General features: G+C 65.1%; 22 protein-coding genes and 6 pseudogenes. 13 read left to right on the forward strand and 15 right to left on the reverse strand.

Features of this window, described 5'->3' with window-relative positions:
- Positions 1 to 102: 102 nt before the first annotated feature.
- The gene (locus AB0N03_RS13070) at positions 103 to 885 is read right to left on the reverse strand and encodes a tryptophan 2,3-dioxygenase family protein (protein ID WP_364369888.1); all 783 of its coding nucleotides are present in this window, start codon (positions 883 to 885) and stop codon (positions 103 to 105) included.
- A 169-nt stretch (positions 886 to 1,054) separates the two neighbouring features.
- Here AB0N03_RS13070 and AB0N03_RS13075 point away from each other — a divergent pair, with 169 nt between their 5' ends.
- The 5 genes from AB0N03_RS13075 (at position 1,055) to AB0N03_RS13095 (ending at position 3,973) form a co-directional block, all read left to right on the forward strand.
- Positions 1,055 to 1,198 (forward strand): SDR family NAD(P)-dependent oxidoreductase, encoded by a 144-nt coding sequence (locus AB0N03_RS13075; RefSeq protein WP_364369891.1) that lies wholly within the window; start codon positions 1,055 to 1,057, stop codon positions 1,196 to 1,198.
- A 165-nt stretch (positions 1,199 to 1,363) separates the two neighbouring features.
- Positions 1,364 to 1,789 carry an SDR family oxidoreductase gene (locus AB0N03_RS13080; protein WP_364369894.1) on the forward strand — a complete coding sequence of 142 codons (426 nt, stop codon included), beginning with the start codon at positions 1,364 to 1,366 and terminating at the stop codon, positions 1,787 to 1,789.
- Between the two features lie 189 nt (positions 1,790 to 1,978).
- The gene (locus AB0N03_RS13085; RefSeq protein WP_364369897.1) at positions 1,979 to 2,176 is read left to right on the forward strand and encodes a hypothetical protein; all 198 of its coding nucleotides are present in this window, start codon (positions 1,979 to 1,981) and stop codon (positions 2,174 to 2,176) included.
- A 91-nt stretch (positions 2,177 to 2,267) separates the two neighbouring features.
- Complete coding sequence (locus AB0N03_RS13090; RefSeq protein WP_364369900.1) at positions 2,268 to 2,591, forward strand: hypothetical protein; 324 nt, start codon at positions 2,268 to 2,270, stop codon at positions 2,589 to 2,591.
- Positions 2,591 to 3,973: an NDP-hexose 2,3-dehydratase family protein gene (locus tag AB0N03_RS13095; RefSeq protein ID WP_364369903.1), complete on the forward strand. Its 1,383-nt coding sequence runs from the start codon at positions 2,591 to 2,593 to the stop codon at positions 3,971 to 3,973. The genes AB0N03_RS13090 and AB0N03_RS13095 overlap by 1 nt, the downstream gene beginning before the upstream one ends.
- A gap of 328 nt (positions 3,974 to 4,301) precedes the next feature.
- On the opposite strand, the pseudogene AB0N03_RS13100 reads toward AB0N03_RS13095, so the two are convergent.
- The 5 genes and pseudogenes from AB0N03_RS13100 to AB0N03_RS13120 all read right to left on the reverse strand — a co-directional run.
- Positions 4,302 to 4,610, reverse strand: a pseudogene (locus AB0N03_RS13100) (transposase); the annotation flags it as partial.
- Between the two features lie 215 nt (positions 4,611 to 4,825).
- The gene (locus AB0N03_RS13105; RefSeq protein WP_360677048.1) at positions 4,826 to 5,047 is read right to left on the reverse strand and encodes an MbtH family protein; all 222 of its coding nucleotides are present in this window, start codon (positions 5,045 to 5,047) and stop codon (positions 4,826 to 4,828) included.
- Between the two features lie 54 nt (positions 5,048 to 5,101).
- On the reverse strand, positions 5,102 to 5,434 hold the full coding sequence (locus AB0N03_RS13110; protein WP_364369906.1) for a hypothetical protein: 333 nt from the start codon (positions 5,432 to 5,434) through the stop codon (positions 5,102 to 5,104).
- Between the two features lie 21 nt (positions 5,435 to 5,455).
- On the reverse strand, positions 5,456 to 7,081 hold the full coding sequence (locus AB0N03_RS13115) for an aminotransferase class I/II-fold pyridoxal phosphate-dependent enzyme (RefSeq protein ID WP_364369909.1): 1,626 nt from the start codon (positions 7,079 to 7,081) through the stop codon (positions 5,456 to 5,458).
- A gap of 60 nt (positions 7,082 to 7,141) precedes the next feature.
- Positions 7,142 to 7,918, reverse strand: a complete 777-nt coding sequence (locus AB0N03_RS13120) for an alpha/beta fold hydrolase (protein WP_364369912.1) — start codon at positions 7,916 to 7,918, stop codon at positions 7,142 to 7,144.
- A 187-nt stretch (positions 7,919 to 8,105) separates the two neighbouring features.
- Here AB0N03_RS13120 and AB0N03_RS13125 point away from each other — a divergent pair, with 187 nt between their 5' ends.
- From AB0N03_RS13125 to AB0N03_RS13140, 4 genes and pseudogenes are all read left to right on the forward strand, one after another.
- Positions 8,106 to 9,302: a cytochrome P450 gene (locus tag AB0N03_RS13125; RefSeq protein WP_364369915.1), complete on the forward strand. Its 1,197-nt coding sequence runs from the start codon at positions 8,106 to 8,108 to the stop codon at positions 9,300 to 9,302.
- Between the two features lie 86 nt (positions 9,303 to 9,388).
- Positions 9,389 to 9,919 (forward strand): annotated as a pseudogene (locus AB0N03_RS13130) (transposase); the annotation flags it as partial.
- Positions 9,920 to 10,075: 156 nt separating this feature from the next.
- Positions 10,076 to 10,947 (forward strand): annotated as a pseudogene (locus tag AB0N03_RS13135) (IS30 family transposase).
- A pseudogene (locus AB0N03_RS13140) lies at positions 10,946 to 11,715 on the forward strand (IS256 family transposase); the annotation flags it as partial. The pseudogenes AB0N03_RS13135 and AB0N03_RS13140, both read left to right, overlap by 2 nt.
- Before the next feature lie 7 nt (positions 11,716 to 11,722).
- Here AB0N03_RS13140 and AB0N03_RS13145 read toward each other — a convergent pair.
- Positions 11,723 to 13,498 carry a non-ribosomal peptide synthetase gene (locus AB0N03_RS13145; protein WP_364369918.1) on the reverse strand — a complete coding sequence of 592 codons (1,776 nt, stop codon included), beginning with the start codon at positions 13,496 to 13,498 and terminating at the stop codon, positions 11,723 to 11,725.
- Between the two features lie 256 nt (positions 13,499 to 13,754).
- Here AB0N03_RS13145 and AB0N03_RS13150 point away from each other — a divergent pair, with 256 nt between their 5' ends.
- Positions 13,755 to 15,356 (forward strand): AMP-binding protein, encoded by a 1,602-nt coding sequence (locus AB0N03_RS13150; RefSeq protein ID WP_364369921.1) that lies wholly within the window; start codon positions 13,755 to 13,757, stop codon positions 15,354 to 15,356.
- A gap of 614 nt (positions 15,357 to 15,970) precedes the next feature.
- A complete protein-coding gene (locus tag AB0N03_RS13155; protein WP_364369924.1) occupies positions 15,971 to 16,405 on the forward strand; it encodes a VOC family protein in 435 nt (144 codons plus the stop codon).
- Between the two features lie 332 nt (positions 16,406 to 16,737).
- Here AB0N03_RS13155 and AB0N03_RS13160 read toward each other — a convergent pair whose 3' ends face one another.
- From AB0N03_RS13160 to AB0N03_RS13170, 3 genes and pseudogenes are all read right to left on the reverse strand, one after another.
- Positions 16,738 to 16,959, reverse strand: coding sequence for a transposase (locus tag AB0N03_RS13160; protein WP_364369927.1), 222 nt, complete (start codon positions 16,957 to 16,959; stop codon positions 16,738 to 16,740).
- Between the two features lie 312 nt (positions 16,960 to 17,271).
- Complete coding sequence (locus AB0N03_RS13165) at positions 17,272 to 18,027, reverse strand: SDR family oxidoreductase (protein WP_364369930.1); 756 nt, start codon at positions 18,025 to 18,027, stop codon at positions 17,272 to 17,274.
- A gap of 160 nt (positions 18,028 to 18,187) precedes the next feature.
- Positions 18,188 to 19,278, reverse strand: a pseudogene (locus AB0N03_RS13170) (IS256 family transposase).
- 136 nt (positions 19,279 to 19,414) lie between these two features.
- Here AB0N03_RS13170 and AB0N03_RS13175 point away from each other — a divergent pair.
- Together AB0N03_RS13175 and AB0N03_RS13180 are read left to right on the forward strand one after the other, a co-directional pair.
- Positions 19,415 to 19,944: pseudogene (locus tag AB0N03_RS13175) on the forward strand (transposase).
- A 101-nt stretch (positions 19,945 to 20,045) separates the two neighbouring features.
- Positions 20,046 to 20,891 (forward strand): alpha/beta hydrolase, encoded by an 846-nt coding sequence (locus AB0N03_RS13180; protein WP_364369933.1) that lies wholly within the window; start codon positions 20,046 to 20,048, stop codon positions 20,889 to 20,891.
- 163 nt (positions 20,892 to 21,054) lie between these two features.
- Here AB0N03_RS13180 and AB0N03_RS13185 read toward each other — a convergent pair whose 3' ends face one another.
- The 5 genes from AB0N03_RS13185 to AB0N03_RS13205 form a co-directional block, all read right to left on the reverse strand.
- Positions 21,055 to 21,561: a winged helix-turn-helix domain-containing protein gene (locus tag AB0N03_RS13185; RefSeq protein WP_364369936.1), complete on the reverse strand. Its 507-nt coding sequence runs from the start codon at positions 21,559 to 21,561 to the stop codon at positions 21,055 to 21,057.
- A gap of 406 nt (positions 21,562 to 21,967) precedes the next feature.
- Positions 21,968 to 22,096: a 3-hydroxyacyl-CoA dehydrogenase NAD-binding domain-containing protein gene (locus AB0N03_RS13190; protein WP_360677026.1), complete on the reverse strand. Its 129-nt coding sequence runs from the start codon at positions 22,094 to 22,096 to the stop codon at positions 21,968 to 21,970.
- 341 nt (positions 22,097 to 22,437) lie between these two features.
- Entirely contained in the window at positions 22,438 to 22,974 is a 537-nt protein-coding gene (locus AB0N03_RS13195; protein WP_360677024.1) for an NUDIX hydrolase, read from the reverse strand.
- Positions 22,971 to 23,234 carry a hypothetical protein gene (locus tag AB0N03_RS13200; protein ID WP_364369940.1) on the reverse strand — a complete coding sequence of 88 codons (264 nt, stop codon included), beginning with the start codon at positions 23,232 to 23,234 and terminating at the stop codon, positions 22,971 to 22,973. Before AB0N03_RS13200 ends, AB0N03_RS13195 begins: the two co-directional genes overlap by 4 nt.
- 457 nt (positions 23,235 to 23,691) lie before the next feature.
- Entirely contained in the window at positions 23,692 to 24,468 is a 777-nt protein-coding gene (locus AB0N03_RS13205) for a helix-turn-helix transcriptional regulator (RefSeq protein WP_364369943.1), read from the reverse strand.
- Positions 24,469 to 24,568: the final 100 nt, after the last annotated feature.

Below are 24,568 nucleotides of genomic sequence, written 5' to 3' on the forward strand. Positions count from 1 at the left end.
TCCTCGGTGGCCTCGGCCTGGACAGGATCGAAGGGCGCCTTGCGTCAAGGCATCGTTTCCCGGGGCGTTCCGGGATGGCGTCTCCCGCATTGCGAACGGCCGTCACAGCTCGCTGCGCATCGCCCACAGGTCGGGGAACATCTGGTGGAACAAGGTCGAACGCAGGTACGGGATTCCCGACGATCCGCCGGTGCCGGTCTTGTCGCCGATGATCGCCGCGACGAACTTCACGTGCTGGTAGCGCCACTGCTGGAAGCACTGGTCGACCTCGATGAGCGCGTCGCAGATCTGCGCTATCACGCCGTCTTCGAGGTAGGCCTTCCGGAGGGCCTGCTGCACGTCCTCGGACGGAGCAGGTGGCTTGGACACGTCGCGGTCCAGCAGGGAGTCCGGCATGGGATACCCGCGGTCGGCGAGGAAACGGGCGAGCGAGTCGAAGACGGTCGGTCGACGTAGAACCTGCTCGAGCTCGGCGCGCTCACCAGCACCGACCCGGTAGTACTCGAACATCTGCGGATCTCGCCTGCCGAGCACGGCTTCGATACGCCTGAACTGTGTGGACTGCGCCCCGCTCCCGCCGCCGAGTGCGTGCCGGAAGCTGTTGAACTGGCGCGGCGTCAACGTCGCCATCACGTCGGCGTTGGCGACCACGGTACGAACCAGCGCCACGGTGCGCTGCAGCGTGCGCAGGGCGGCGCCGTCGGCGCCGTCGGCCAGGTGGTCCTGGAGCCTGGCGAGTTCGTGGAGGATCAGTTTGAACCAAAGTTCGTGGACCTGGTGCGTCACGAGAAAGAGCAGCTCGTCGCGCTCGCCCGTCCGCGTACGCTGGATCGACAGTAGTTCGTCGAGTGCCAGGTAGGCGTGATACTCCGTTGTCTCTTCCACGATTCAAGGTTAGACACGCCGGGACGATTCGCGACAGCACGGCGAACAACGAGAGCAATGGTGAAGCAATCCGGTCCACCGAGGCGTGGAACTCAGGCAAACCGCAAGAAGATCCGCCACGGGCCGTGTGGGACTTTGTACTCGTCGATCGTCGTGCATGGGAGCGCCGATGGCACCACGGAACATCCTCGTCACCGGCGGCTCAAGTGGTATAGGCCGAGCGACCGTCAAGCGGTTCGCACGGGCAGGCGACCAGGTTTGGATGACATACCATCGGGCCGGGACCGCGCGAACGAGGTCGTCGCCGAAGTGAGCGACGACCACGCCGCGACGACGCCGGTGGCACTCGAATTCGCGCAGGGAGATTGGCGTAGTCACCAACGACTGCTGGCGGCGCTACCCGGGCCGGTCGATGTCCTGGTGAACAATGCCGCTGTCGGCACGAAGACCGTAGAACGCGATACGGACGGCGCCCTTCATGGGGCAAGACGAGGCATTTCTTCGGGTGAACAGCGTCGGCGGCGGCGTGTCGCAGTTTCCCGCGTTCCACGTCGCGGACGGGATGAGTAAGGCTGCGCTGGCGTACCTCACCCGGCACGTCGCGGCAGAGCTGGCGCATGAGTCGGTGGACGTGTTCGCGCTGTGTCCTGGCGCTGTGGAGACAAGCATGCTCGAGGAGAGCACGCTCGACGGCCTCACGACGACGCAGCGTCGAGCACTGGAAGCCAGCCTGCCGAAAGGGCGGCTGATCGCTCCCGAGGAGATAGTGGCCCTGGTGTGGTGGGTCTGTGGAGACGAGGCGGGCGCTGCACGGCGCGGTCATCGACGCCTCCCATGCCTCGGGGTGCATCCGGGGCTGATCACCGGCCCGCAGCACGACGAGGCGGCCAGGGCTGCTGCCTAATGGTTTTGTCAAGCAGATTGAGAGGTGTTCGGGACATGGCCCGTGATGTACGGCCGTCGTGTCCGGAGTATTGCGTGCAGGACGTTGACGCGTCGTCAGGCGAGCGCGATCTGCACCTTGCCGGACTGTTGAAGTGCCGGCGCAAGCCCAGAGGCGGCCGCGAGAGCATCGCCGGTGGGGAAACGCTCCATGTATTCGCGCCTGGCCAGGGACCGCGATCTTCTGGCGCCCGGCGGCGTCCACGGCCGCAGCGGCAAGGTTGTTCGCACCGGGGTCGCGGTCACCGAAGTGGCGGTTCCCGGCCACGACCACTTCGATCTGCCGTTCGGATTGGGCGACCCGCGACATCCGCTCGGCGCGGCCGTCGAGCGGATGATGCGACGATGACCATGTGCGGCTCGGGTCACGCGACGCATTCGGGAAGACGACTTTGCCAAACGCCCGAGCGCACACTCTGGGCACCGGATCGACTGGCTCCGTGCTCAGGGAGGCGCACAGCGTGATCAATATCCTCCAGCCGACATTGCGTGCGGACGAACTTGCCGCAGTCGGCGACGTTTTCGCCTCTTCGTGGGTCGACCGGGAGCGGATGACCTCGGCCGGCTCCTGTTCGGAAGGCGTCTTCGTGTCGATGCAACTCGTCGGCGCCGGTCCGCAGACCGAGGTGGTGCTGCCGACCGAGCAGGAGTACCTTGACGCCTTCGCCAGCGTCGGCTCCCCCGCGTGGCACATCGCCAGCCCGCTGAGCAAGCGCGCGCTGTACGCCGGCGTGCGGGAGCGCACCGACGGTCGGGAGCGGTGATGGCGAGCCCGCTGGAGCAGGAGGGATCGGAGGCCGACATCGTCGCGGACCTCGCCGTGTCGGCGGCCACGACGCGTGGATTCCACCTGTCCACTGTCGAGTTCGACGCCTGGCTGGCAGAACGTTGTGTGGCCTACGATTTCGAGGTCTCGCGTGTCCCGTTCGACGAACTCGACCACTGGACGTTCGCCGACGACAGTGGAAATCTGACCCACCGCAGCGGCCGGTTCTTCACGGTCGAAGGGTTGCGGGTGGGGGCGACGGACGGAGCGGTGCCGGAGTGGCATCAGCCGATCATCAACCAGCCGGAGATCGGCATCCTTGGCATCGTCGCTAAGAGGTTCGGCGGCGTCCTGCACTTCCTCATGCAGGCGAAAATGGAACCGGGGAACGTCAACCTCGTGCAACTGTCGCCGACGGTGCAGGCCACGAAGAGCAATTACCGCAGGGCGCACGGCGGCAACGAGGTGGCCTACCTGCACCACTTCATCGGCCCGCGACGCGGCAAGGTGATCGTCGACGTGCTTCAGTCCGAGCACGGTTCGTGGTTCTACCGCAAGCGCAATCGCAACATGGTTGTCGAGGTAGCTGAGCACGTCGAGGTCGGACGCGACTTCTGCTGGCTGACTCTCGGCCAGATCAACGAACTTCTGGCTCGCGACTACGTCGTCAACATGGACTCGCGGACGGTGCTGTCCTGCCTGCCGGCGAGTTCGGTGCCCGCGTGGTCGCGTGACGCCGCCCTGCCCGGCGCGCACCGAAGCACGCACGCGTTGCTGAGGTGGCTCACCGAACGGCAGGTCGACAGCGAACTCGACGCACAACGGGTGCGCCTGACCAACCTCCCCGAGTGGATCCGCACCGACTGGGAAATCTCGCGAGGTGACGGCAGGTTCTTCAGTGTCGTGGGGGTGTCGGTTCGCGCGGGTACCCGCGAGGTGTCGAGCTGGCACCAACCGCTGATCGAGCAGCACGGTTACGGGATCGTGGCTTTCGTCGTCAAGGAGTTCCGCAGCGTCCTGCACGTTCTGGTCCGCGCGACGATGGAGGCAGGCTTCCTCGGCGCCATCGAGCTCGGCCCAACCGTGCAATGCGTTCCCGCCAACTACGCTCCGGGCAACGCACCGTTTCTGTTGGACTACGTCATGGCAGCCGGCCCTGAGCGGATTCGCTACGCCGCCTTCCATTCGGAAGAAGGTGGCCGGTTCCGGAACGCGGCGAGCCAGTACATGATAATCGAGGCGGACGAGACGCTCCCCAAGCTACTGCCTGCCGACTACACCTGGGTCGCCGCGGGCCAGCTCGCCGAACTGCTGAGGCACAGCCATTACGTCAACGTTCAGGCCCGTAGCCTGGTGGCCTTCTTGAAGACGCTACCGTAAAGTGGTCGTCCGCCGGATCATGGCCGACCTGTGGGACAAGACCACGCTACGACAAGTACGCCCTGACCTACCTCGGCGGTCTCCTACTCGCAAGCACGATCATGTAGTTGCGGCCGAGGTGGTTCAGCAGTTCTCGCACCTGCCAGGTCCCGTGGTCGCACCAGGACTGTAGGACGATGCCGATCCTGGCCCGCCACCGCTCGTCCGCGTGTGCAGGGTCGACGCCCAGGACCTTGACCTCGCCAGCCGAACGCAGACGGAAGCCTTCGAGAATCTCGATCGTCGACGTCTTCCCGCCCCGTTCGGACCGAGCAGCGCCAGCACTTCACCCCGCCTGCACCTGAAGGTCGATGCCACCGAGCACGTCCTTCGACCCGTGAAGTCGACGCGACAACCCAGCCTTGGTCCACTGGTCGAAACGTCGGTGCGCGGTCTGAAACGGTACCCCGAACGACGGCGGCAGATCCCGCCACGAACACCCACTGATCAACACGTACACGATCGCGGTGAACACCGCACGAGCCGGCAACGGCGCCGTCCCGCCACCCTGCCGACGAGCCCGGCACTCCGGAACCAACGGCTCCACCAGCACCCACAACTCGTCCGGCACCAACCGCATCGACAACCGATCAACCACGACCCAAGATCACGGACACAAGATCATAAAATCCACGTGAGACACGGTCTAAGCCAGGACCTACTGGTCAACTGACATGGTCCTCTTCATCCTATCGCCATCCTGCGATAGGTCCCTCGTCCATGTCCGAGCCGGACGGCAGCACACTTCTACGGATCTGACCGGTATACGCATCCAATCCTGGACGGTCCGGAGCAGCGCGGCTGCTCGCCGCGTTACGCCTTGTCGGCCGCCATCGCTTCCTGCAGACTTCGCGGCCGCATGTCGGTCCAGTTCTCATCGACATAGGCGAGGCTCTCGGCTCGCGCCGCCGGACCGAACTTGACCTGCCAGCCGGCCGGAACGTCGGCGAACGTCGGCCACAGTGAGTGCTGGCCCTCGTCATTGACCAGTACGAAGAACTCACCGTTGTCGTCATCGAAAGGGTTCACAGTCATGAGTCAGCTCCCGAGTTGAGGTTGGTCAACAGCCCGTTGACAATGCGACTGATCTCAGCCGCATTGTCGGGCCAGTACATTTCTTTCTTCAACGCGCTGCTCGATCGCAGACCCCGGAGAAGCGGCAGGACCGATCCGCTTCACCGGATCGGCCACGATCTGCCCGACGACCCTGGCGAAGCATGCCGCGATCGCCTCCACGGTCGACCTGTCGAAGAGGTCGGTCGCGTATTCGACGCCGCCGACAACCGACCGGCCGGTCTCGTCTGGCGATAGGTTGAAGAACAGGTCGAACTTCGCGGTCCCCGTCGACACCGGCTCCACCACCACGTCCAGACCCGGCAGATCCAGCTCAGGCCGCACGTTGTTCTGCCACGCGAACATCACCTGGAACAGCAGCTCATGAAGTCACCGCGCCTTCCGCTCGTCAACGAAGGCAAGAAGTTCATCCACACCCGACTTGAGAACCTCTGGATTCACGCAGAAGGCGATCCGCACAAGGTTGTCCGCATGGGAATCAGTGTCCATCGCTACCAGAGCGCCTCGGTCATCAAGCTGCGGACGTAACCCGAACCCCGAGCCGGGAACAACGGCCACACTACGTTCCGCGAGCAACTGCGCTGAGAAGGCCTCTGCTCCCAGACCGGTGCTACTGATATCCACCATCGTGTACCACCCGCCGGGTGGTAGCTCGCGGATCAGGCCAGCGTCTCGAAGTGCGGGTAACACGGTGTCTCTGTTCTGCTGTACCAACTTGCGGTTCGACGCTGCAACATCGGGCATCTGCAGCGCCGCGATTCCGCCGTACTGCACTGGCGTCGGCGGAGCGATGATGCCAGCCTCTTGCACCACCCTCATCCCGGCGGCTGCCTCGTCCGTCGCCGGCACGACGTAGCCGAGCCGGTAGCCCGTCATCGCCAGGCTCTTGGAGAACGTGAAGACGCTGTGCACAATCCGCTTCTCCACGGGCAGTTGGCGTTCACTTGCCGCCAGGGACAGATGGTCGCCCTCGTACACGAAGTGCTCGTATGCCTCGTCGCTGATCACCTGCCATCCACGATCGCGCGCGAGTGTGAGCAGACCCTCTATCCGGTCCGCGTCCAGTACCGCGCCGGTGGGATTAGCTGGCGAGTTCACCAGAAGGATCCGGCTGTTGGGTCCCGACCTCTCGGCGATCGATTCGAGGTCCGGGAAGTACCTGTCGTCGAGTGAGTAGAACACCGGGCGCAGACCCGCGAGCAGGCTCTGCTGCACATGGATCGGCCAGTGCAGCTCAGGAAGCAGGATCTCGGTCCCCGGTTCGGCCAGCGACAGCAACAGCGCCTGCAGTCCTTGACAGGAGCCCGGCGTAACGAAGATCCGCGAGATCGACGCGTCGATGCCGTTCTCCCGTTCCAGCTTCGCAGTCAACGCGCGGCGCAGTTCCGGAAGACCTTCGACATCGGTGTACGACGTCCGGCCAGCCCGCTGAGCTTCCGCGATCGCCTCGGCGACCTCGGGAGGGGATGTGAAGTACGGCTCTCCGACGTGAAGTCTGGTCACCGGTGACCCGGTGGCCAGCGCGCGGGCGTCGGCGGCACGAAAGATCTCGTGCAGCGACGACGACGGAATCGCTGTGGCAATAGGTGGATGGCTCATCGTTTCGGTCCCCAATTCATGGTCAGCTGCGCGGTCACTGTCAGGTCGAGACACTGCTGCTAGGCGGATAAAGTCGTGCGGCCACGCACCACGGGTAGCTGCACCGATGATCCAGCCGGCGAAGTCCGGGTCGAGTAGGCGGGCCACTCCGTCGTCTTCGCGAACCGGCCCATAGGAGGTACCGGTGAGCAGGTCGGCGCGTGACGTCCCGGGCTGCTCCTCGTCCGACGCACCCACGTCTTGCCACATGGGTGCGTCGACCGGGCCCGGCAGGACGGCGTTGACCCGCTCGTCTGGCACAAGCTCGCGTGCCAGCGAACGGGTGAGACTGTTCGTCGCCGCCTTTGCCTGCGCCGCAGTAGTAGCGGCCGGCCATCGAGAGGTTGACCAGGCCATCTAGCCGGCCGAACCGTTCGATGGGGGCGGCAACGATGATGACGGAGCGCTCGGCGATGCTCACGACACCGCCCGTCGCCGCAGACCATCGATCGCTACGTCGGCGAAGACGTCCTCGAGCAGGTCACCGACTGCTGAGAAGACGTGGAAGTGCCCACCCGAGCGACGACGTACGGAGAATGACCCAGTGGTGACTTCGCCCCACTCAACCAGCTCGGACTCGTTCACGAGTGGATCGCCGATGCCGTGGTAACAGATCACCGGACAGTCGAGCGAGGGTGGGTTCACCTGCGGTTCGTAGAGCTCGTTGGCCCTGATATCCGAGCGCAGAATCGGCAGCAGAACCCCACGCAAGTCGGCGTCGGCGGCAATCTCCGGCTCAACTCCACCGTAGCCGCAAACGATCGACCACAGTTCGTCGTCGTCATGGAGATGGGTTTCCCCCCCACCGGCCAGCCGCGGCGGAGGCGACGCCGAGATAACGAGTTGCACCGGGCGTACTCCGCTGCGCTGCAACGCGAGCGCGGTCTCGTAGGTCACTAAAGCGCCGAAACTGTGCCCGAACAACAGCAGCGGGGCGTGGGGCTCGAGAGTCAGGAGTTCCGCGCTCACGGACGACGCCATCCGCCGGACATCCTCCACGGCGGATTCGGCGAACCTGTCGCCACGACCCGGGTACTGGACCACCACCAGTTCGGCCTGGGCGGGCAGCTCGTTTGCAAAGCCAGCATAGCTCGCGGCCGCACCACCGGCGTGCGGAAAGCAGACGAGTCGGATCGCCGGCCGCGGGATGACGTTCGACCACCGTAGCCAACCTCGGTCCCCGGTAGGAGTCATGACCTCCACCTAACGCTCAAGCAGACATGCTCAATCGGAGTCTTGCACCTCTGCGGGTGGCCAGGCTTGAATCTTTCGGCTCTCAGTCACCGGTGAAGGAACTACGCAAGACATTCCGGACTCGACGAATCGCCTAGTCACGCTGGCAATTGCTGTCCGCACGAAGGTCCGGCTGAAGGAGTCGCAGGTGAGTGCTGGCGAGTTTCTCGATCTCACGGATCCGGCGACGTTTGTTCGGCACGAACCCCGTGACTACTGGCAGGTGATTCGGTCGCAGCATCCCATCTACTGGCACGACTCCCCCGGCGATCTGCCGGGATTCTGGGTAGTCACCAGGTTCAGCGACATACAGACGGCGTACCGCAACGCCAAATTCCTGAGCTCGGCGCGCGGCACCGTGCTCGACGTACTACTGCACGGCAACGACTCCGCAAGCGACAAGATGCTCGCCGTCACCGATCGCCCCCGCCACCAGCAGTTGCGGAACCTGATGCTGCGGGCGTTCTCCCCCAAGGTCCTCGGACCGGTGGTCGAGCGGGTCGAACAACGCACCCGGAGTCTGGTCGGTAGCGTGGTTGGGGTGGGCACGTTCGACTTCGCCGCCGAGGTCGCCGAGCACATCCCGATGACGACGATCTGCGATCTCCTGTCAATCCCCGACGGCGACCGCGCCGAGCTGCTCAGGTGGAACAAGCTGGCCCTGTCCGCGGACAGCGAGGAGGTTGACGACCTCGACTCGCTGATCGCCCGCAACGACATCGTTTCCTACTTCATGGATCTCGCCAAGCATCGCCGGGAGAACCCAGGCGATGACGTCATCACCATGATCGCGAGCACGCAGGTCGACGGCGAGCTGCTCAGTGACGAGGAGGTCGCCCTGAACTGCTACAGCCTCATCCTGGGCGGCGATGAATCGTCCCGGATGTCAGCGATCGGAGGGGTCAAAGCGCTGGCCGAGAACCCTGGGCAGTGGGCCGCGCTGCGGGCCGGCGTCGCCTCCCTCGACGACGCGGTCGAGGAGGTACTGCGCTGGGTCACGCCCGCTATGCACTTTGCCCGGACCGCGCTCATCGACCTGGAGATCGCCGGTCAGACGATCCGGGCCGGGGACATCGTCACTTTGTGGAACACCTCGGCTAACGACGATGAGGCAGTGTTTCCCGATCCGCGAACCTTGGACCTGGCACGCAAGCCCAACAAGCACCTCACCTTCGGCCACGGGCCCCACTTCTGTGTCGGTGCGTTTCTGGGCCGGGCGGAACTGCGCGCTCTGTTATCCTCGCTCGCAGAGTCGGTGCGTTCAATCGAGCTGGATGGCACGCCCTCACGGATCTACTCGAACTTCTTGTTCGGCTACAGTAGTTTGCCCATCAACTTTCGGTGAGCGGACCGTCTCAGTCGTCGGTGAGAGGGACTGTAAAACGAGCGGTGTAACTCCCGATCATGGAAGTGCACCTGATGACCCACATGATGTCCGGCGTGGAGAACACTGAGGACTCGATGCCCGAGAGCGGCCTGGACGGCTTGGACGAGCAGCTCGTCGCAGAGCTGATGAGCCGTGTGAAGGCTGGTGGGCTGGCGCTGACCGGTGAGGGTGGGGTGCTGGCGCAGCTGACCAAGCGGCTGCTGGAGTCGGCGCTCGAGGGCGAGATTACCGATCACCTCGGCTATGACAAGCACGACCCGGCCGGCCGCGGGACCGGCAACTCGCGCAACGGCACCCGCGCCAAGATCGTGCTCACCGATGTCGACCCGGTCCAGATCGACGTGCCGCGGGACCGGGACGCCAGCTTCGAGCCCAAGATCGTGGCCAAGCGGCAGAAACGCCTGGGCGGCGTGGACGAGATGATGATCTCCCTGGCCGCGAAGGGCCTCACGACCGGCGAGATCTCCGCGCACCTGGCCGAGGTCTATGGCGCTGAGGTGTCCCGGCAAACTATCTGCACCATCACTGACAAGGTCATCGAGGGCATGGTCGAGTGGCAGAACCGTCCACTCGACCCCGGCTTGATTTCTAGTGGTCGTTGCGAATCCTGATGAGATGGGATTCGCATGCCGAGGTACGCGCCGAACAAGATGCCGGTTGCGGTCAAGCGCCGCTACTTTCAGCTGATCCGGACGGGGATGTCGGGTGCGGCGGCCGCCGAGCGGGTGGGTGTGTCGCTCAGCTGCGGGTCGTTGTGGTTCATCGACGCTGGCCGGGTGACCTTCGTGGAGAAGCCGATCAGCCCGCGGTTCTTGAGCCAGGATGACCGGATCGAGATTGCTGACGGGCTGCTGCGGGGCGAGGCGGTCAAGGTGATCGCCGCTCGGATCGGCAAGAGCTACCAGAGCGTGTATCGGGAGATCAAGAGAAACCGCAAGCCCGACGGCCGCTACCAGCCGTGGTACGCGCACAACCAGGCCCACCTGCGACGCCGGCGCCCCAAACCCCGCAGGTGCGTCGCGCACACCGGATTGCGTGAGGCGGTGGCGGGCAAGCTGACCAAGCATTGGTCACCCGCGCAGATCAGCAGGTGGCTGCGCCGCCAATACCCGCGCCGGCCGGGATGGCACCTCTGCACCGAAACGATCTACGAAGCGATCTATCGCGGCTTGATCGTCCCCGCCGGCCAGGCGGCGCTGCGCACTAGGCGGACCTACCGGCACCGTCGCGGCCGGGGCCGGACCCGCGACGGTGCCCTGGCGATCACAGCGCCCGGTCGGTCGGCGACGCCCTGATCCGCACCTTCACCCGCCTCCCGCTTGGGTTGTGCCGCACGCTGACCTGGGATCAGGGCAACGAGATGTTCCACCACCGTCGGATCGAGGTCGCGACCGGCCTGAAGATCTATTTCTGTGACCCGCACGCTCCCTGGCAGCGTGGCACCAACGAAAACACCAACGGCCTGCTCCGCCAGTACTTCCCCAAGGGCACCGCCGAGCTCAACGACCGGCCCCGAGCCTGTCTTCAGGACAAGAGCCCGCACCAGCTCATGCAACAATGGGAACATCGACTGATCACCACGATCATTCGCAACGATCGATAGAAACCGCCCGGTCTATCCGGTGATCTTCATCGACGCGATCCACGTCAAGATCCGCGACGGGCAGGTCACCAACCGGCCGATCTACGTCGCGCTCGCGGTGACCTGCGAGGGCCGCCGGGACATCCTCGGCTTGTGGGCCGGCGACGGCGGCGAGGGCGCCAAGTATTGGCTGCACGTACTCTCCGAACTCAAGAACCGCGGAGTCGCCGACGTGCTCATGGTCGTCTGCGACGGCCTGACCGGCCTGCCGGACGCGATCACCACCGTCTGGCCGGCCACGATCACCCAAAATGTGCGTCGTGCACCTGCTGCGCAACAGCTTCCGCTATGCCGGCCGTCAGCACTGGGACGCGATCGCCAAGGCGCCCGAACCCGTCTACACCGCAGCGACCGAGGCCACGGCCCGGGAGCGGTTCACCGAGTTCACGCAGGAGTAGGGAGCCCGGTATCCGGCGATCGTGCGGTTGTGGGACAACGCCTGGGCAGAGTTCGTGCCGTTCCTGGCCCTCGATCCGGAGATCCGGCGGGTGATCTGCTCGACCAACGCGATCGAGAGCGTCAACGCCCGCATCCGCCGCGCGGTGAAGGCCCGCGGGCACTTCCCCAACGAGCAGGCCGCGCTCAAGTGCGTCTACATGGCGATCATGAGCCTCGACCCGACCGGCACCGGCCGCAAACGCTGGACCATGCGCTGGAAACCTGCCCTCAACGCCTTCGAGATCGCCTTCGACGGCCGCCTGGCCGCCGGACGCAAGTAGACCTCTTTAACGCCGAGTTACACCGCTCGTTTGAGAGACCCCGGTGAGACGGCCCTCTCCAACACTAGCGCCAACTCCGAGATACTGTCGGCCTCGAAGAGTGAGCGTAGCGGGATCTTGATGCCGAGGTCCTGTCGGATCCGGGCGGCCAGCTTCGTCGCCAGCACAGAGTGCCCACCGATCTCGAAGAAGTTCTGATCTGGGGTGACCACCGACAGGCCCAGGAGCTCGGCGACGATCGCGCACAGCACATCGGCGTACGGCATACCCTCCTGCCAGCTGAGCTGTTCGGTAGGGGGCTTGGCGGGGCGCGGTCGCAACGCCTTCCGGTCGATCTTTCCGTTGTGCGTCGTCGGAAGTTGGTCGAGCAGGGTGACTGTCGACGGCACCATGTGATCCGGCAACTTATGGCGGACATGGTGGCGCAGCTCCGACTCGGTCACTTCCTCCCCCGGCGACGTCGTCACGTACGCAACCACACGGGCGTCTGCCAGTTCTCCTTCCACCGCAGCGACGGCGAGTTTGACCGCGGCGTGACCGGCTAAGACTGCCTCGACCTCAGCAAGCTCGACCCGGAAGCCACGAACCTTTACCTGTGCATCGGCGCGACCCGAGAAAAGGATCTCTCCATCAGTCCGACGCGAGCCGCGGTCGCCGGAGCGGTACATCCGGCTGCCGGGTGCTCCCTGTGGATCGGCAACAAAACGGGTGGCAGTGATGCTCGGACGGTTGAGATAACCGCGGGCTAGCCCGGGCCCGGCCAGGTACAGCTCCCCTTCGGCGCCGTCGGCAACTTCTTGCATACGCTCGTCGAGCACTTGGACGGTCTCGCCGAGCCAGGGCGTCCCGATGGTGATCTCGTCGACAGCCGGATCGACCGGTCCGCTGAGGGTGGAGCCGACAGTCACCTCGGTCGGACCGTAACCGTTGAAGAGCCGTCGACCGGGTGCCCACTTGCGGACCAAGGTCGGCGTACATGTATCGCCCGTCGACATCACCGTACCGCCTAGCAGAACGCCATCGGCGTCAGTGGCACTCAAGGCCACCGGCGGCAAGGTCGCGTGGGTGATCCGGTGCCTTAACAGGGTGTCCCGCAACGGATCTCCCGGCAGGACGTCGTCTGAGGACACCATGACCAGCGCGGCTCCGGACAGAAGTGCGAGGGTGATGTCCCAAAATGCGGCGTCGAAGCTGATCGACGCCCACTGCAGCACCCGGTCACCAGGGCCCGGACCGATTCGGTGCGCGTGAGTTGCGAGCATATCGCCCGTACCTGCATGAGTCACCGCCACGCCCTTCGGCGTACCAGTGGAGCCTGACGTGTATATCACGTACATTAAATGGGATATGTACAACGGAGACAGCCGCTCAGCGTCAGTCAGGTCGCCGGTCGCCTCACCTCGGATGTCCGCCTGCAGGTCAGGGTCGTCTATCACGTAGTCGCCCACCTCGTCACTTAGGCATGGAACCTGGCTCGACCGGATCACCAGGACGGGGCCCGCGTCGTCGATAATGTGCGCCAGCCGCTCATCAGGGTAGGTCGGGTCCAGCGGAAGATACGCGCCGCCAGCCTTCAGCACGGCCAGCAGCACGATGATCAGATCTTCCGAACGCGGTACAGCAACCGCCACCAAGGAATCCGGCCCGACTCCTAGGGCCACCAATCGCCTGGCCAGCTGGTTCGCGTGGGTGTTCAGCTCGGCGTAACTCAAACAAGTGTCACCGAAGATGACCGCGGGCTGGTCGGGGAAGCGGGCAACAGTCGACTCGAACAACTCCGGAACCGTGGACAAGGTTCAACTCCTTGGATCAGCCGACTCATGGAAGGGACACCTCACCTGCTGCGGATCCTAGAAGCCCAGGCCGATGACGACCATCGAACTGACAGAGACAGGACAGCGCCGGGCCGATTCGTCAAACCCACACGGGACTCCTGTCGCGTCTCTGTCAGCACGATTGCCTGACGGCGGCGGATGCCAGATGGTGAAGACCGTTGGCCTGTCGTACCGCTGATCCTCAGTTCGATATCTAGTCTGATCGGGAGCCGAGATGCTCGAAGGCTGCGTTTCCTGGCCCGACGAACTCGCCGAGCAGTATCGCCGCCAGGGTTATTGGCAAGGGCGATCGCTGGGCGAGCTCCTGGAGGCGGCCTGCGCCGAACATGCCACCAAGGTGGCTGTCGTGTACGGCGAGCAGCGGCTCACGTACGCGGACCTCGCAGCCCGCTCCGACCTCGTAGCCCGGCAGTTCGTAGCTCGTGGGATTGGCCCGCTCGATCGGGTCGTCGTGCAGTTGCCAAACGTGCCGGAGTTCGCGACCGTGGTTTTCGCGTTGTTCCGGCTGGGTGCCATTCCGGTACTGGCTCTGCCGGGGCATCGCAAGCACGAGCTCGTTCACCTGGCCTCGCAGTCCGGCGCCGTCGCACTGATCGTGATGAGCGAGTTCCGAGGCTTCGACTACCGGCAACTCGCCCATGAAGTGCAGCAAGACGTCCCAGGGGTCGAGCATGTGCTGATTGCGAACGAGCTCGCCGACAGCGCGCCGGAGACGCGGTATTCGCAGGTCGATCCGTCCGAGCCGGCTTTCTTTCTGCTCTCCGGCGGGACGACTGGTCGGCCGAAACTGATCCCCCGCACGCACAACGACTACGCGTACAACATGCTGGCTACCGCGGACGCGCTCCGGGTCGACAGCACGTCGACGTACCTAGCCGTGAACCCGGTCGCCCACAACGCCGCGCTCGGTTGCCCTGGGCTGTTCGGAACGCTGCTCGTCGGTGGCAAGGTCGTACTCGCCCCGACTTCTCGGCTGGCGGAGCTAATCGGGCTCATCCGTGCGGAGCAGGTCACGTTCACGACGTTGGTACCGGGAACCGTGCGGCTTTGGATCGACTACGCGCAGCGGACGCCTGTCGACCTTTCCGGCGTCCACTTGCAGATCGGCAGTTCCAAGCTGACACCAGTGCAGGCCGAGGAAGCGCGCAAGGTCCTGAACTGCGACCTGAGTCAGTGGTTCGGTGTCGGCGAAGGGCTCCTCACCTACACTCGGCTTGACGACCCGGATGAGGTGAGGTTCAACACCGAGGGCCGTCCAATGGCTCCCGACGACGAAATCCGGGTTGTAGACGACGCCGGCCACGACGTACCGGACAACGTCGAAGGTGAGCTACTGACGCGAGGTCCGTACACCATACGCGGCTACTACCGTGCCGAACAGGAGAACACCGACTCCTTCACGTCGGATGGGTTCTTCCGGACCGGGGACCTGGTGCGACGTAGGTCGGACGGCAACATCGTCGTCGTCGGCCGGCTCAAGGACGTGATCAACCGGGCTGGCGACAAGATTCCCGTCGAGGACGTGGAGGAACAGCTCGTGGCGCATCCCGGCGTCCGGGACGCGGCGGTCGTGGGGGTCGAGGACGCAGTGCTGGGTGAGCGCACCTACGCATTCGTCGTATTGCGAGACGAGAGCGTCGAGCTCCAAGCCCTGAAGGTATTCCTGCGAGATCGAGGTCTCGCGACCTACAAGATCCCGGACAAGCTCGTGTCCGTCTCCGAACTGCCCCGCACGCCGGTAGGTAAGGCAGACAAGGTCGCACTGCGCGCCCTGGCCGCCCTCACCCCGCCCGGCGCCAGCAGACAGGCGGCATGAAACACCCCCGCGCCGGGCTCCGAGTTCGGCTCGCCCCTCGCCGCGCAAGCATGGGCGTCGTCCTCGCCGGGGTCAAGGCCAAGCCCTCCGGGTGGCCTCCGGCCAGCCTTGACCCCTCCTGCGGGCGTGCGCCCAACAGCAAGCGGACCGAGAGCGAACCCAAAGGAAAGATCCACAAAGTTCACGTCTCTACGGTTCCAGGGGATTGCCGGCAAGACCGAGCTCCCGGTCAGCCTGTTGCGACGAGCGCTGGTCTGCGTGGATCACCGCGAACAGGCCCGCAACGAAGGCGAATGCCAGCAACTGGCCGAGGACGAAATCGGCCTATCACTGGCCCCCTGTGCGCCCACCCCGACAAGTGGGCTCAATATCGCGAAAACCTCACCGTTTTCGACTCCAACGACGTCGCCTTCGAAGATCACCTCGCCCTGGATGTCATCCTACAAGCCGCCGAACAACTCGGCCTTGGCACCAAGGTCTCCATCGAGAGTCACCCCCGACGACGTACTCGACCCCTACTCCATCCGCGGCCACGTGCCTGCGACTCCCAGTGACTTGCTGGGCCCAAGGTGTCGGCCAGGGGCCGTCACCCCTTCCTAGCCCCGGAGGTGCCGGTGTACAACCCCGACGCTGGATTCCCCGGAGTAGTGGTCGAACTTGGCTACACCGACGTACCGGCCGCCGCAGCCTGGCTCGCCCGGGTCTTCGGCTTCCGCGAACTACTCCGCCAAACCGTCGACGGCACTGTCTGCCACGCCGACCTACACACCGGTGCTGGCGTCGTCATGCTCGCCAAGGTCGGCGAGCGGCTCACCATCCCGCCCACCGGTGTGCCAGCCGTTGCTCAGCTGATCGTCTGGGTCGATGACGTCGACAAGCACTACGCCCACTCGCGCGCCGAGGGCGCCCGAACCCTCCACGAACCCCGCGACAAACCCTGGGGCCTACGGCAGTACCTCACCCTCGACCACGAGAACCACCTGTGGGAGTTCACCGAGCACGTCCGTAACGTCCCCGCCACCGAGTGGGGAGCGACGACCTTCGCATGATCGACACCGCCTCGCTACAACGGCAGCCGAAGGGATCACCTCGGCCTCGTCTTCGGTCCGACGAGAAGCTGATGAGTAGCCGGGGCGGGATCGCACCGCCCGGCTCTCACAGAACCGGACCTGAACCTCTCGACTCATCCGACTCGGGAGTGTCAGACCAACTGACACACCATCGGGGAGCACGCCACGCGACATCGGTGTCCCGGCGACCGCGACCTTGCTGCCGATCGTCTCGGTGAAGCAGGGCAACCAGGAATAAACTTGACAGATCAGATTCCACAGAATGGTACGGGTGTTGACGCCTTCGGTCCTGCCGTTGTGATGCGGTGTGCTTAAGAGGCCGTCTCAGTGGCCAGGTGCAGACTCACCGCGACCTGGCAGTTGGTCACCTTGCCCGCGGTGCCGGTGTACTGGCGTGCCACACACGGCGACGACCTCCCCGACGTCAGATACCCGGCGTCATCAAAGATCACCGCCTCCGGCGCCAACTCGGCAGCCATCCGCCGCGCCAACCGCTCCCGCACCGGCACCGGATCCCACGGCGAGGTCGACATGAACTATTGCAACGCCTTCCCTCTCTTGCTTCTGATAGAAGACGCGAGACCATCCACCACCGTCGGGAGTCGCGAACATGACGATCTCGCGGGCTCTTTCCCAGGCGATTCCGCGAACTTCGACTCTGGCGTCGTCGTTGAGTGTGATGTGCGCCGGATTGCGGAGGATGCGCACGCGGTGACGGCCGTACCAGTAAGCGGAGACTGCGGCGGTAGCGCTGGCCGCGTTCGCTGATGGAGTGGCAGTCCACCGTGCGCTAGAGCCAGGCCTGATCACGAAAGAACGTGCCCGTCACCTGGCATGCAGCCGGATCAACTGGTCCGGCCGCCGTCGACCGGGAAGAGCACACCGGTGACCCACCCCGACGTGTCGTCATCGAGGAGCAGGGTGACCCACCGGGCGATCTCATCGGGTTCGCCGAACCTCTCCAACGGGGTCGACGCCAGCAAGTCCGCACGGAGAGTCTGGGTCTGTGGACCGGTAAGCCCCAGGTCGTCGTACATCGGCGTGTCGACCGGGCCGGGCAGGACCGCGTTCACCCGGACCTGTGGCGCCAGCTCCCGTGCCCACGACCGGGTCAGGCTGTTCACAGCGGCCTTCGTCGCGCCGTATAGGGATCGGTTCGGCATCGCCAGAAGGCCACCGACCGACGACACGTTCACCACCGCGCCACGATGCTTACGCAGGTCCGGTAAGCAGGCCCGCAGCACGTTCACCGGTCCACGGAGGTGCACCGCGAACATGGCGTCCAGATCGGACGGCGAGGAAAACTCGATCGGCGCGAAGCGCGCCAGGCCGGCATTGTTGACGACTCCGCTCACCGGACCGCACCGATCCGTCAGAGTCCGTACCGCGTGCTCGACCTCGGCTGCCGAACCGACGTCGGCGGGCAGCGTTACCACGTCACCGGGCTCGTCGCTGAGGTCATCGCGCAGAGCCAGCAGTGGTTCCTTGCGCCGACCGATCGCGCCTACCCGCGCGCCTGCCCGGCACAACCTTGCACACGTCGCACGGCCGATCCCCGAACCGGCGCCGGTCACGACTACAGTTCTGCCGGACAAGCTCATCCGCGTACGCTCCTCACTTGCAGTTTCCACGACGCTTCGCCGACAGCTGGCCGCATGCTGACGGCACCAGACGCTACACGTGCCCCACGACACCGACCACACCTACGAAATTTCTTTGAAAGAGGGGCTATCCCGTGATCGGTGTTTCCGGCGTTGTTGATCAGTAGGTTTCGGCTCCCGGCCAGCGGTCACCGAAGGTGATGGCGAAGGCGTTGATCACGGGTTTCCAGCGCATCGTCCATCGGGCGCGGCCTGTGCCGGTGGGGTCCAGGCTGCGGGTCACAAGGTACAGGCACTTCATCGCGGCCTGCTCGGTCGGGAAATGCCCGCGTGCGCGGATCGCCCGACGGTAGCGGGCGTTCAGGGATTCGATCGCGTTCGTGGAGCAGATCATCGTCCGGATCTCGACGTCGTAGTCGAGGAACGGTGTGAACTCATTCCACGCGTTGCGCCACTTCGCCACGACCTCAGGCAGGCCCTTGAGGCCGTCAGACGAGAAAGAACACGTCCCGGACGCCGCGGTTCTTCAGGTCGATCAGCACGCTCATCCAGAACTTCGCGCCCTCGCCGCCGGTGCCCATCCACAGGCCCAGGACGTCCTTGTGACCGTCCACGGTGACGCCGATGGCGGCATAGACGGGCCGTTGGCGACCTGGCCGTCACGGGCCTTGACGTGGATTGCATCGATGAACACCGCTGCGTACACGGCGTCGAGCGGGCGGTTGGCCCAGTCATTCATTTCGGCGACGACCTTGTCAGTGATCCGTGAGATCGTCTACTTGCTGACCGATGCTCCGTAGATTTCGGCGAAATGCGCGGAAATCTCACCGGTGGTTATCCCATTCGCATACAGCGACAGCACGACCTCGTCCACATCCGCCAGCCGCCGTTGCCGTTTCTTCACGATCTGCGGCTCGAACGTGCTCTCCCGGTCCCGCGGAACCTCAATCTGAACTTCGCCGGCGGCGTCCGAGATCACCGTTTGGGCCGGGTGCCGTTGCGCACGTTCGTCGACCCCCGGCCCGGGTCGGCCTGGTTCTTCTCATGGCCGAGGTGCTCGGTCATCTCCTCGTTGAGCGCGGTTTCCAGCACGGTCTTGGTGAACAGCTTCAGCAACCCGTCCGGGCCGGTCAACGCCAGCCCCCGGGCCTTCGCCTCGGCCACCATCGCCGCCGCGGCGGCCTGCTCCGGCGACAGCTCCCGCGCCGGCTCGGACTCACTCTTACGTGGACTCACAAGGTCCGATGTCATCACTCACAGTGCCCATCCCGCCGGACCTCAGCCCGGCGTGTCGGGCCAGAAACACCGATCTTGGAACAGTCCCTTGAAAGATGCTTAGACCGTGTCCCACGTGGATTTTATGATCTTGTGTCCGTGAGCTTGGGTCGTGGTTGATCGGTTGTCGATGCGGTTGGTGCCGGACGAGTTGTGGGTGCTGGTGGAGCCGTTGGTTCCGGAGTGCCGGGCTCGTCGGCAGGGTGGCGGGACGGCGCCGTTGCCGGCTCGTGCGGTGTTCACCGCGATCGTGTACGTGTTGATCAGTGGGTGTTCGTGGCGGGATCTGCCGCCGTCGTTCGGGGTACCGTTTCAGACCGCGCACCGACGTTTCGACCAGTGGACCAAGGCTGGGTTGTCGCGTCAACTTCACCATGCGGTACTGGAGGAGTTGGGCAGCCGTGGGTTGATCGACTGGTCCCGCGTCATCGTTGATGCGGCATCGGTACGTGCGAAAAGGGCATCGAGACCAGCGAGAAGCTCGGCCGCCACCGCTGGGTGATCGAGCGGACGATCTCGTGGCTCACCGGATACCGACGACTCACCATCCGCTACGAACGCAAAGCCGGCCACTTCCTGGCATTCCTCACCCTCGCCGCCGCCCTCACCTGCTACAAGAAACTCCGCAAAGCGGCCACATGAGACACGCTCTTAGATCGGTCTTTCAGAATTCTGTTAAGCAGTCGAAACGTTGCCAAGACAAATGTTAGCGTGTGACACCGTACTAGTTGGGGGTTATGATAATGACGACCATCTGGGGCGACTTGGACCAACAGTACTCGCCCAGCTCGTGCATTACCGACATCGAGTACTACCTACACGAGTACGCCACACGTAGCGCAGGCGCCCGAGCCACATACCGGCATCATACCGTGCACTATGGGCATTCCGATGTCGAGCAGCTTGACCTCTTTCCGCATTACGACAGCAACACACTGCTGGTCTACGTGCACGGCGGCAACTGGCAGCAGCTCAGCAAGAACGAGTCCAGCTTCGCCGCGCCTGCCGCCTTGCACGCTGGCGCGGCCTTCGCTGCCCTGGGCTACGGTCTCGCACCGAACTACGACCTCGACGTGATTGTGGCAATGGTGCGCCGTGGCCTGCTGTGGCTGGTGGACAACGCGGACACCTATGGCATCGCGCCGGGCCGGATCCACCTCAGCGGCAGCTCAGCGGGTGCGCACCTGGTCGCCATGGCCCTAACCGACGGCTGGCTGCCCGACGGGCGTACACCAGCCGAAGTGTTCGGCTCAGCCACACTGCTCAGCGGCATCTACGACCTCGACCCAGTCCGGCACAGTTACGTCAACGATGCACTGAGCCTCACGGAGGAATCGGCTCGCCGCAACAGCCCCATCCAGCACGCCCCAGTCACGGCGCCACCGATCACCGTCGCCCGTGGCGGACTCGAGACACCGGAGTACGCCCGTCAGCACGACAACTACGTCGCTGCCCTACGTGCGAACGGAATCGCCGTCGAGGAAATGGTCCTCGCGCACCGAAATCACTTCGACCTGCCGTTCGACCTCGCCAACCCGGACACACCTGTCGGCAGCACCTTGGTTCGACTGCTAACCAGCAACAGCTGAGCATTGCGAGCGGTCGGCAGCCAGCCGACAGCGCTCCCCGGCGTGCTTCGGGTGATGAGCGGGCACAGTGCCGCGTGGTCGAAGCTGGCCGTATCGGCGATGCGCACGTGGCAGCGATCGCGATCACGTGATCCAACGAGAAGTCCGCACCAGAGGCTTTGCTTCAGGAGCGCATAGCCTCCAGGATGTATCCTCGGCCCCACGCGGTGCGGATCGACAGATCGATCGACTGAAGTCTTCGGCGGAGCCGCATAATATGGAGGTCGAGCGAGTTCCTTGTAAGGGTCGTTACCTGCGTTGCCAAATAGTTCGTCAATTCGTTGCGGTACACTACCTCGCCGAAGCGTTCGACGAGCAGGGCCATGAGGTGGGCCTGAGTGGTCGAGATCGTGATCGAGTGACTTCCGAAACTTAGAGTTCCCGCTGAGTCGATCCTCGGCGCCCGGCGGCTGTCGAACCGGTTCTGCAAGGCATTGACCCTCGCATCCAGGTCGACCCGAGATATCGGTTGGCGAGCCCAATCTTCAATCGGATCGTTGCTGATCGGCGGTACCGCGCCTCCTTCTATGACAAGTAATCGAGGTATCCCCTCAAGCTGATAGCGGTTCCGCAGGTCCGCCTGCGCGGGCCACCTGACGAAGACTACGTCGGAGTTCCGACTCCCCATCATTAGTCCTCCAGTCCCAATCAATAATCGCTTGTAGAAATATTCATCCCCGAGCTCTGCGGCGCCGACGTCGATTGGAGGGACTGAAGACCCCCGCGATCCACCAGTTCGTAGACCGTTCCGACCCCATGTCGAACCGGTTGGTGCTTGCCCGGGAACCTCGCCGATGATCTTGCGGGTGATGCCTCAGTGCGTCCGCTTCATGGCCCGCCAGTCCCGCATCGACAGTCGCCGGATCACCAAGGTCCCCGGCGACCACGGGATGCCCTGGAACGTAGGCACTTCAGGTCACAGCCTACGGCCGAGACAGCGGCCACGATGTCGCTCTTGACCGCGGCGACGTCCGTGTACGCGGTGCCAAGGCCCCGGGCTCCCGCCCCCGGGGTGAGCGGAACGCCCGCGCCGCGACTCACCGCGGCGGCGAGCGCGTCGGCGTCGGGTCGGCCAGCCGGACGCGCACACCGCTGCGGGTCAGCGCGAGTCCGATCGACGTGCCGATCGTGCCTGCGCCGAGCACGATCACAGTGCGGAGGTCCACGAGAACGACGGTACGGCCGCCTATCGGAGGTCGTCCTCTCTTCGAGTGCACACTCCCCCGTTTCATCCTGGGGTGAACTCGTGGTTCTGCAAGCACCTGGATGGCCTTTGCGGGGTTGTCCGGCGCGTCCGGCGCGTCCGGGGTCGGCCGGGCTGCGTCGTCTCGTCGATCGTGGTGCCGAAGGGCGCGGACCCGTACTCGTGGATGGAGCCGACCTCGTTCCGAGCAGCACAGCTCGCACAGGGGTGGGGCGCCTCTGCTGATCGTCGGCACCTGCCGAGGTCGCCGGTCGCTCCGATGACCGCACGCAAGTCCGAAAGCAACGGTGGCATCACCCGCAGCTATGCTCGGCTGGCGAGCAGGAGCCGCTGCACTCCCGCCACCGAGGCTGCCGCGACGATCCGCCTTCGTTCGAGCAGCTCTTCCGCCTCGGCCAACGGAACCCAGGCGATGTGCTGGGACTCGTGGCAGTCGACTGGCGGACCGACATAGCTGGCCCCGTGGCCACGGAGCACGAAATGCTCCGCATTGGCGATACCGGCCATCGGCTGGACATACGACAGCTCGGAGAGCCGGTGCGGTCGCCAACCCGTCTCCTCCACCACCTCACGCACGGCGGCTTCCACCGGTGTCTCACCTGCCTCGATGGCTCCACCCGGGAGTTCCCAGCTCCACGTGTCGGTTATAAATCGGTGCCGCCACAGCATCAACACCCGGTCCGCCTCGGTCACCGCGACGGCAACCGAGGGCGGCACCCTGACCAGATGGTGCTCGAACGTGACCCCGGTGGGAAGCTCCACCTCGGACAGTGCGAGATCGACCCACGGGCTGCGGTAGATCGCCCGTTCGTTGCACACGGTCCACGTACGCGCGTTCATAACGTCGCTTCCAGTGCGATGCTCGTCTCGTAGTCGGGAAGCAGGCCCCGGTCCAGCGCCTCGGCGAGGGAAGGCGCCGCCTGATCGCGTTCGGACACGGTGGGCGGATTCTCGATCGGCAGGCCCAGTCCCGGGTCCAGCGGCGACACGGCGAGCTCCTCCTCGATGACGTCGTCGCGACGCGAGCGGCTGTGCCCGGTCTGCACGACCGGGAACCGGTGCCCGGTCGTGTGCATCATCACCGGCTCCTGGTAGGTCACGACGAGCACTCCCTGAAGTCCCGGAACGTGGCGGGGCTGAACACGTGGGCATCCCCGACCAGCAGCTCCCTCGTCTCCGTGTCGGCAGGCACGCTGCTCGCCCCGTTCGTGGTAGATGACCGGCGGCTCACGGCAGGGCCGCTGCCGCAACGCGGCCTGCTGCTCGCCGAGGAACTCCCGGTAGGCAATGGTCTTCCCCGTTTCCGCAGTCCGGGATATTCATGTTCGGCTCCTTTCTTCGCCTCTCGCCGACGGATGCTGCTCCACTTCCGGATGCGGACGTCGGCAAACCGCCCACGCGTCCGGAGCCGGGCCGCCCAGCGAGACCGAAGCCGCCCTCGATCGGCAACTCATCCTCAGGTCAGGACGCGGCCGGCGAAGCTCACATCGGCCAGCGAGGGGGCCAAGAACCTGCGGCGCAGGGCGCCGAACGTCGTCGCCATCATCGCTCCCCTGGTCAGGCCGCAACCCGCAGCTCGGGACGGGCCAGATCGCGGCTCGTACCGTGTGGGAAGGTGTCGGAGGCCAGCGTGATCGCGATGGGCGGATCGGTCGGTTGCAGGTCGCGCAACCGCAGGTGCACCCTGGTGGCGCCGCCAGGGTGCACGGCGACCGGCTGCCGAACCGTGCCGAGGTAGATGCTCTCCGCGCCCCCGCCGTGCGCGCCCTCGGCGACCGCGAGCACGGTCCACCGCCCTGGCGGCACGTCCGAGATGGTCAGCCTGGTCGAGCCGACACCGGCCTGCGCGGCGTACGCCACGGGCCCGCACTGCGGGATGCGCTCGGCGAACAGGCCGACCAGCACGTTGGCCGGTGCGGCCTCGGCGGGCAGGTCGACCGTGGCGGACATCGACGCTGCGCCCTGCACGGGCAGCCCGTTCGCGCCGGGCAGCGCCTCGGCCGGGGGCACCCGGTGGAAGTCGGGGCTTACGGCGAGCAGCAACTCGCGTACCTCCGGGCTGCGGTACTGGGTGGGGGTCATGCCGACCGCCTTGGTGAACCGGCTGGTGAACGTGCCGACGCTGTTGTAGCCGACGCTGCACACGACGTCGGCCACGGTGAGATCGGTGGTCAGCAGCAGCCGCTTGGCCTCGAACAACCGGACGGCGGTCAGGTAACGGCCCGGCGTCACGCCCGTCAGCTCCGCGAACACCCTGGAGAGATGAAAGGGGCTGACGAACACCTCAGCCGCTATCTGGCCGAGGGTGAGGGGGTCGAAGTAACGATCGCGCATCGCCGAAATTGCTTGCTGGACGGCAAGTTGCATAGGTCTCTCCTCCGGTCCTCGAGAACGATCCGCAACCGCCGGATCCACTCGACTCCCCAATGGACTC

Source organism: Amycolatopsis sp. NPDC051061 (genome assembly GCF_040682935.1).
Lineage (GTDB): Bacteria > Actinomycetota > Actinomycetes > Mycobacteriales > Pseudonocardiaceae > Amycolatopsis.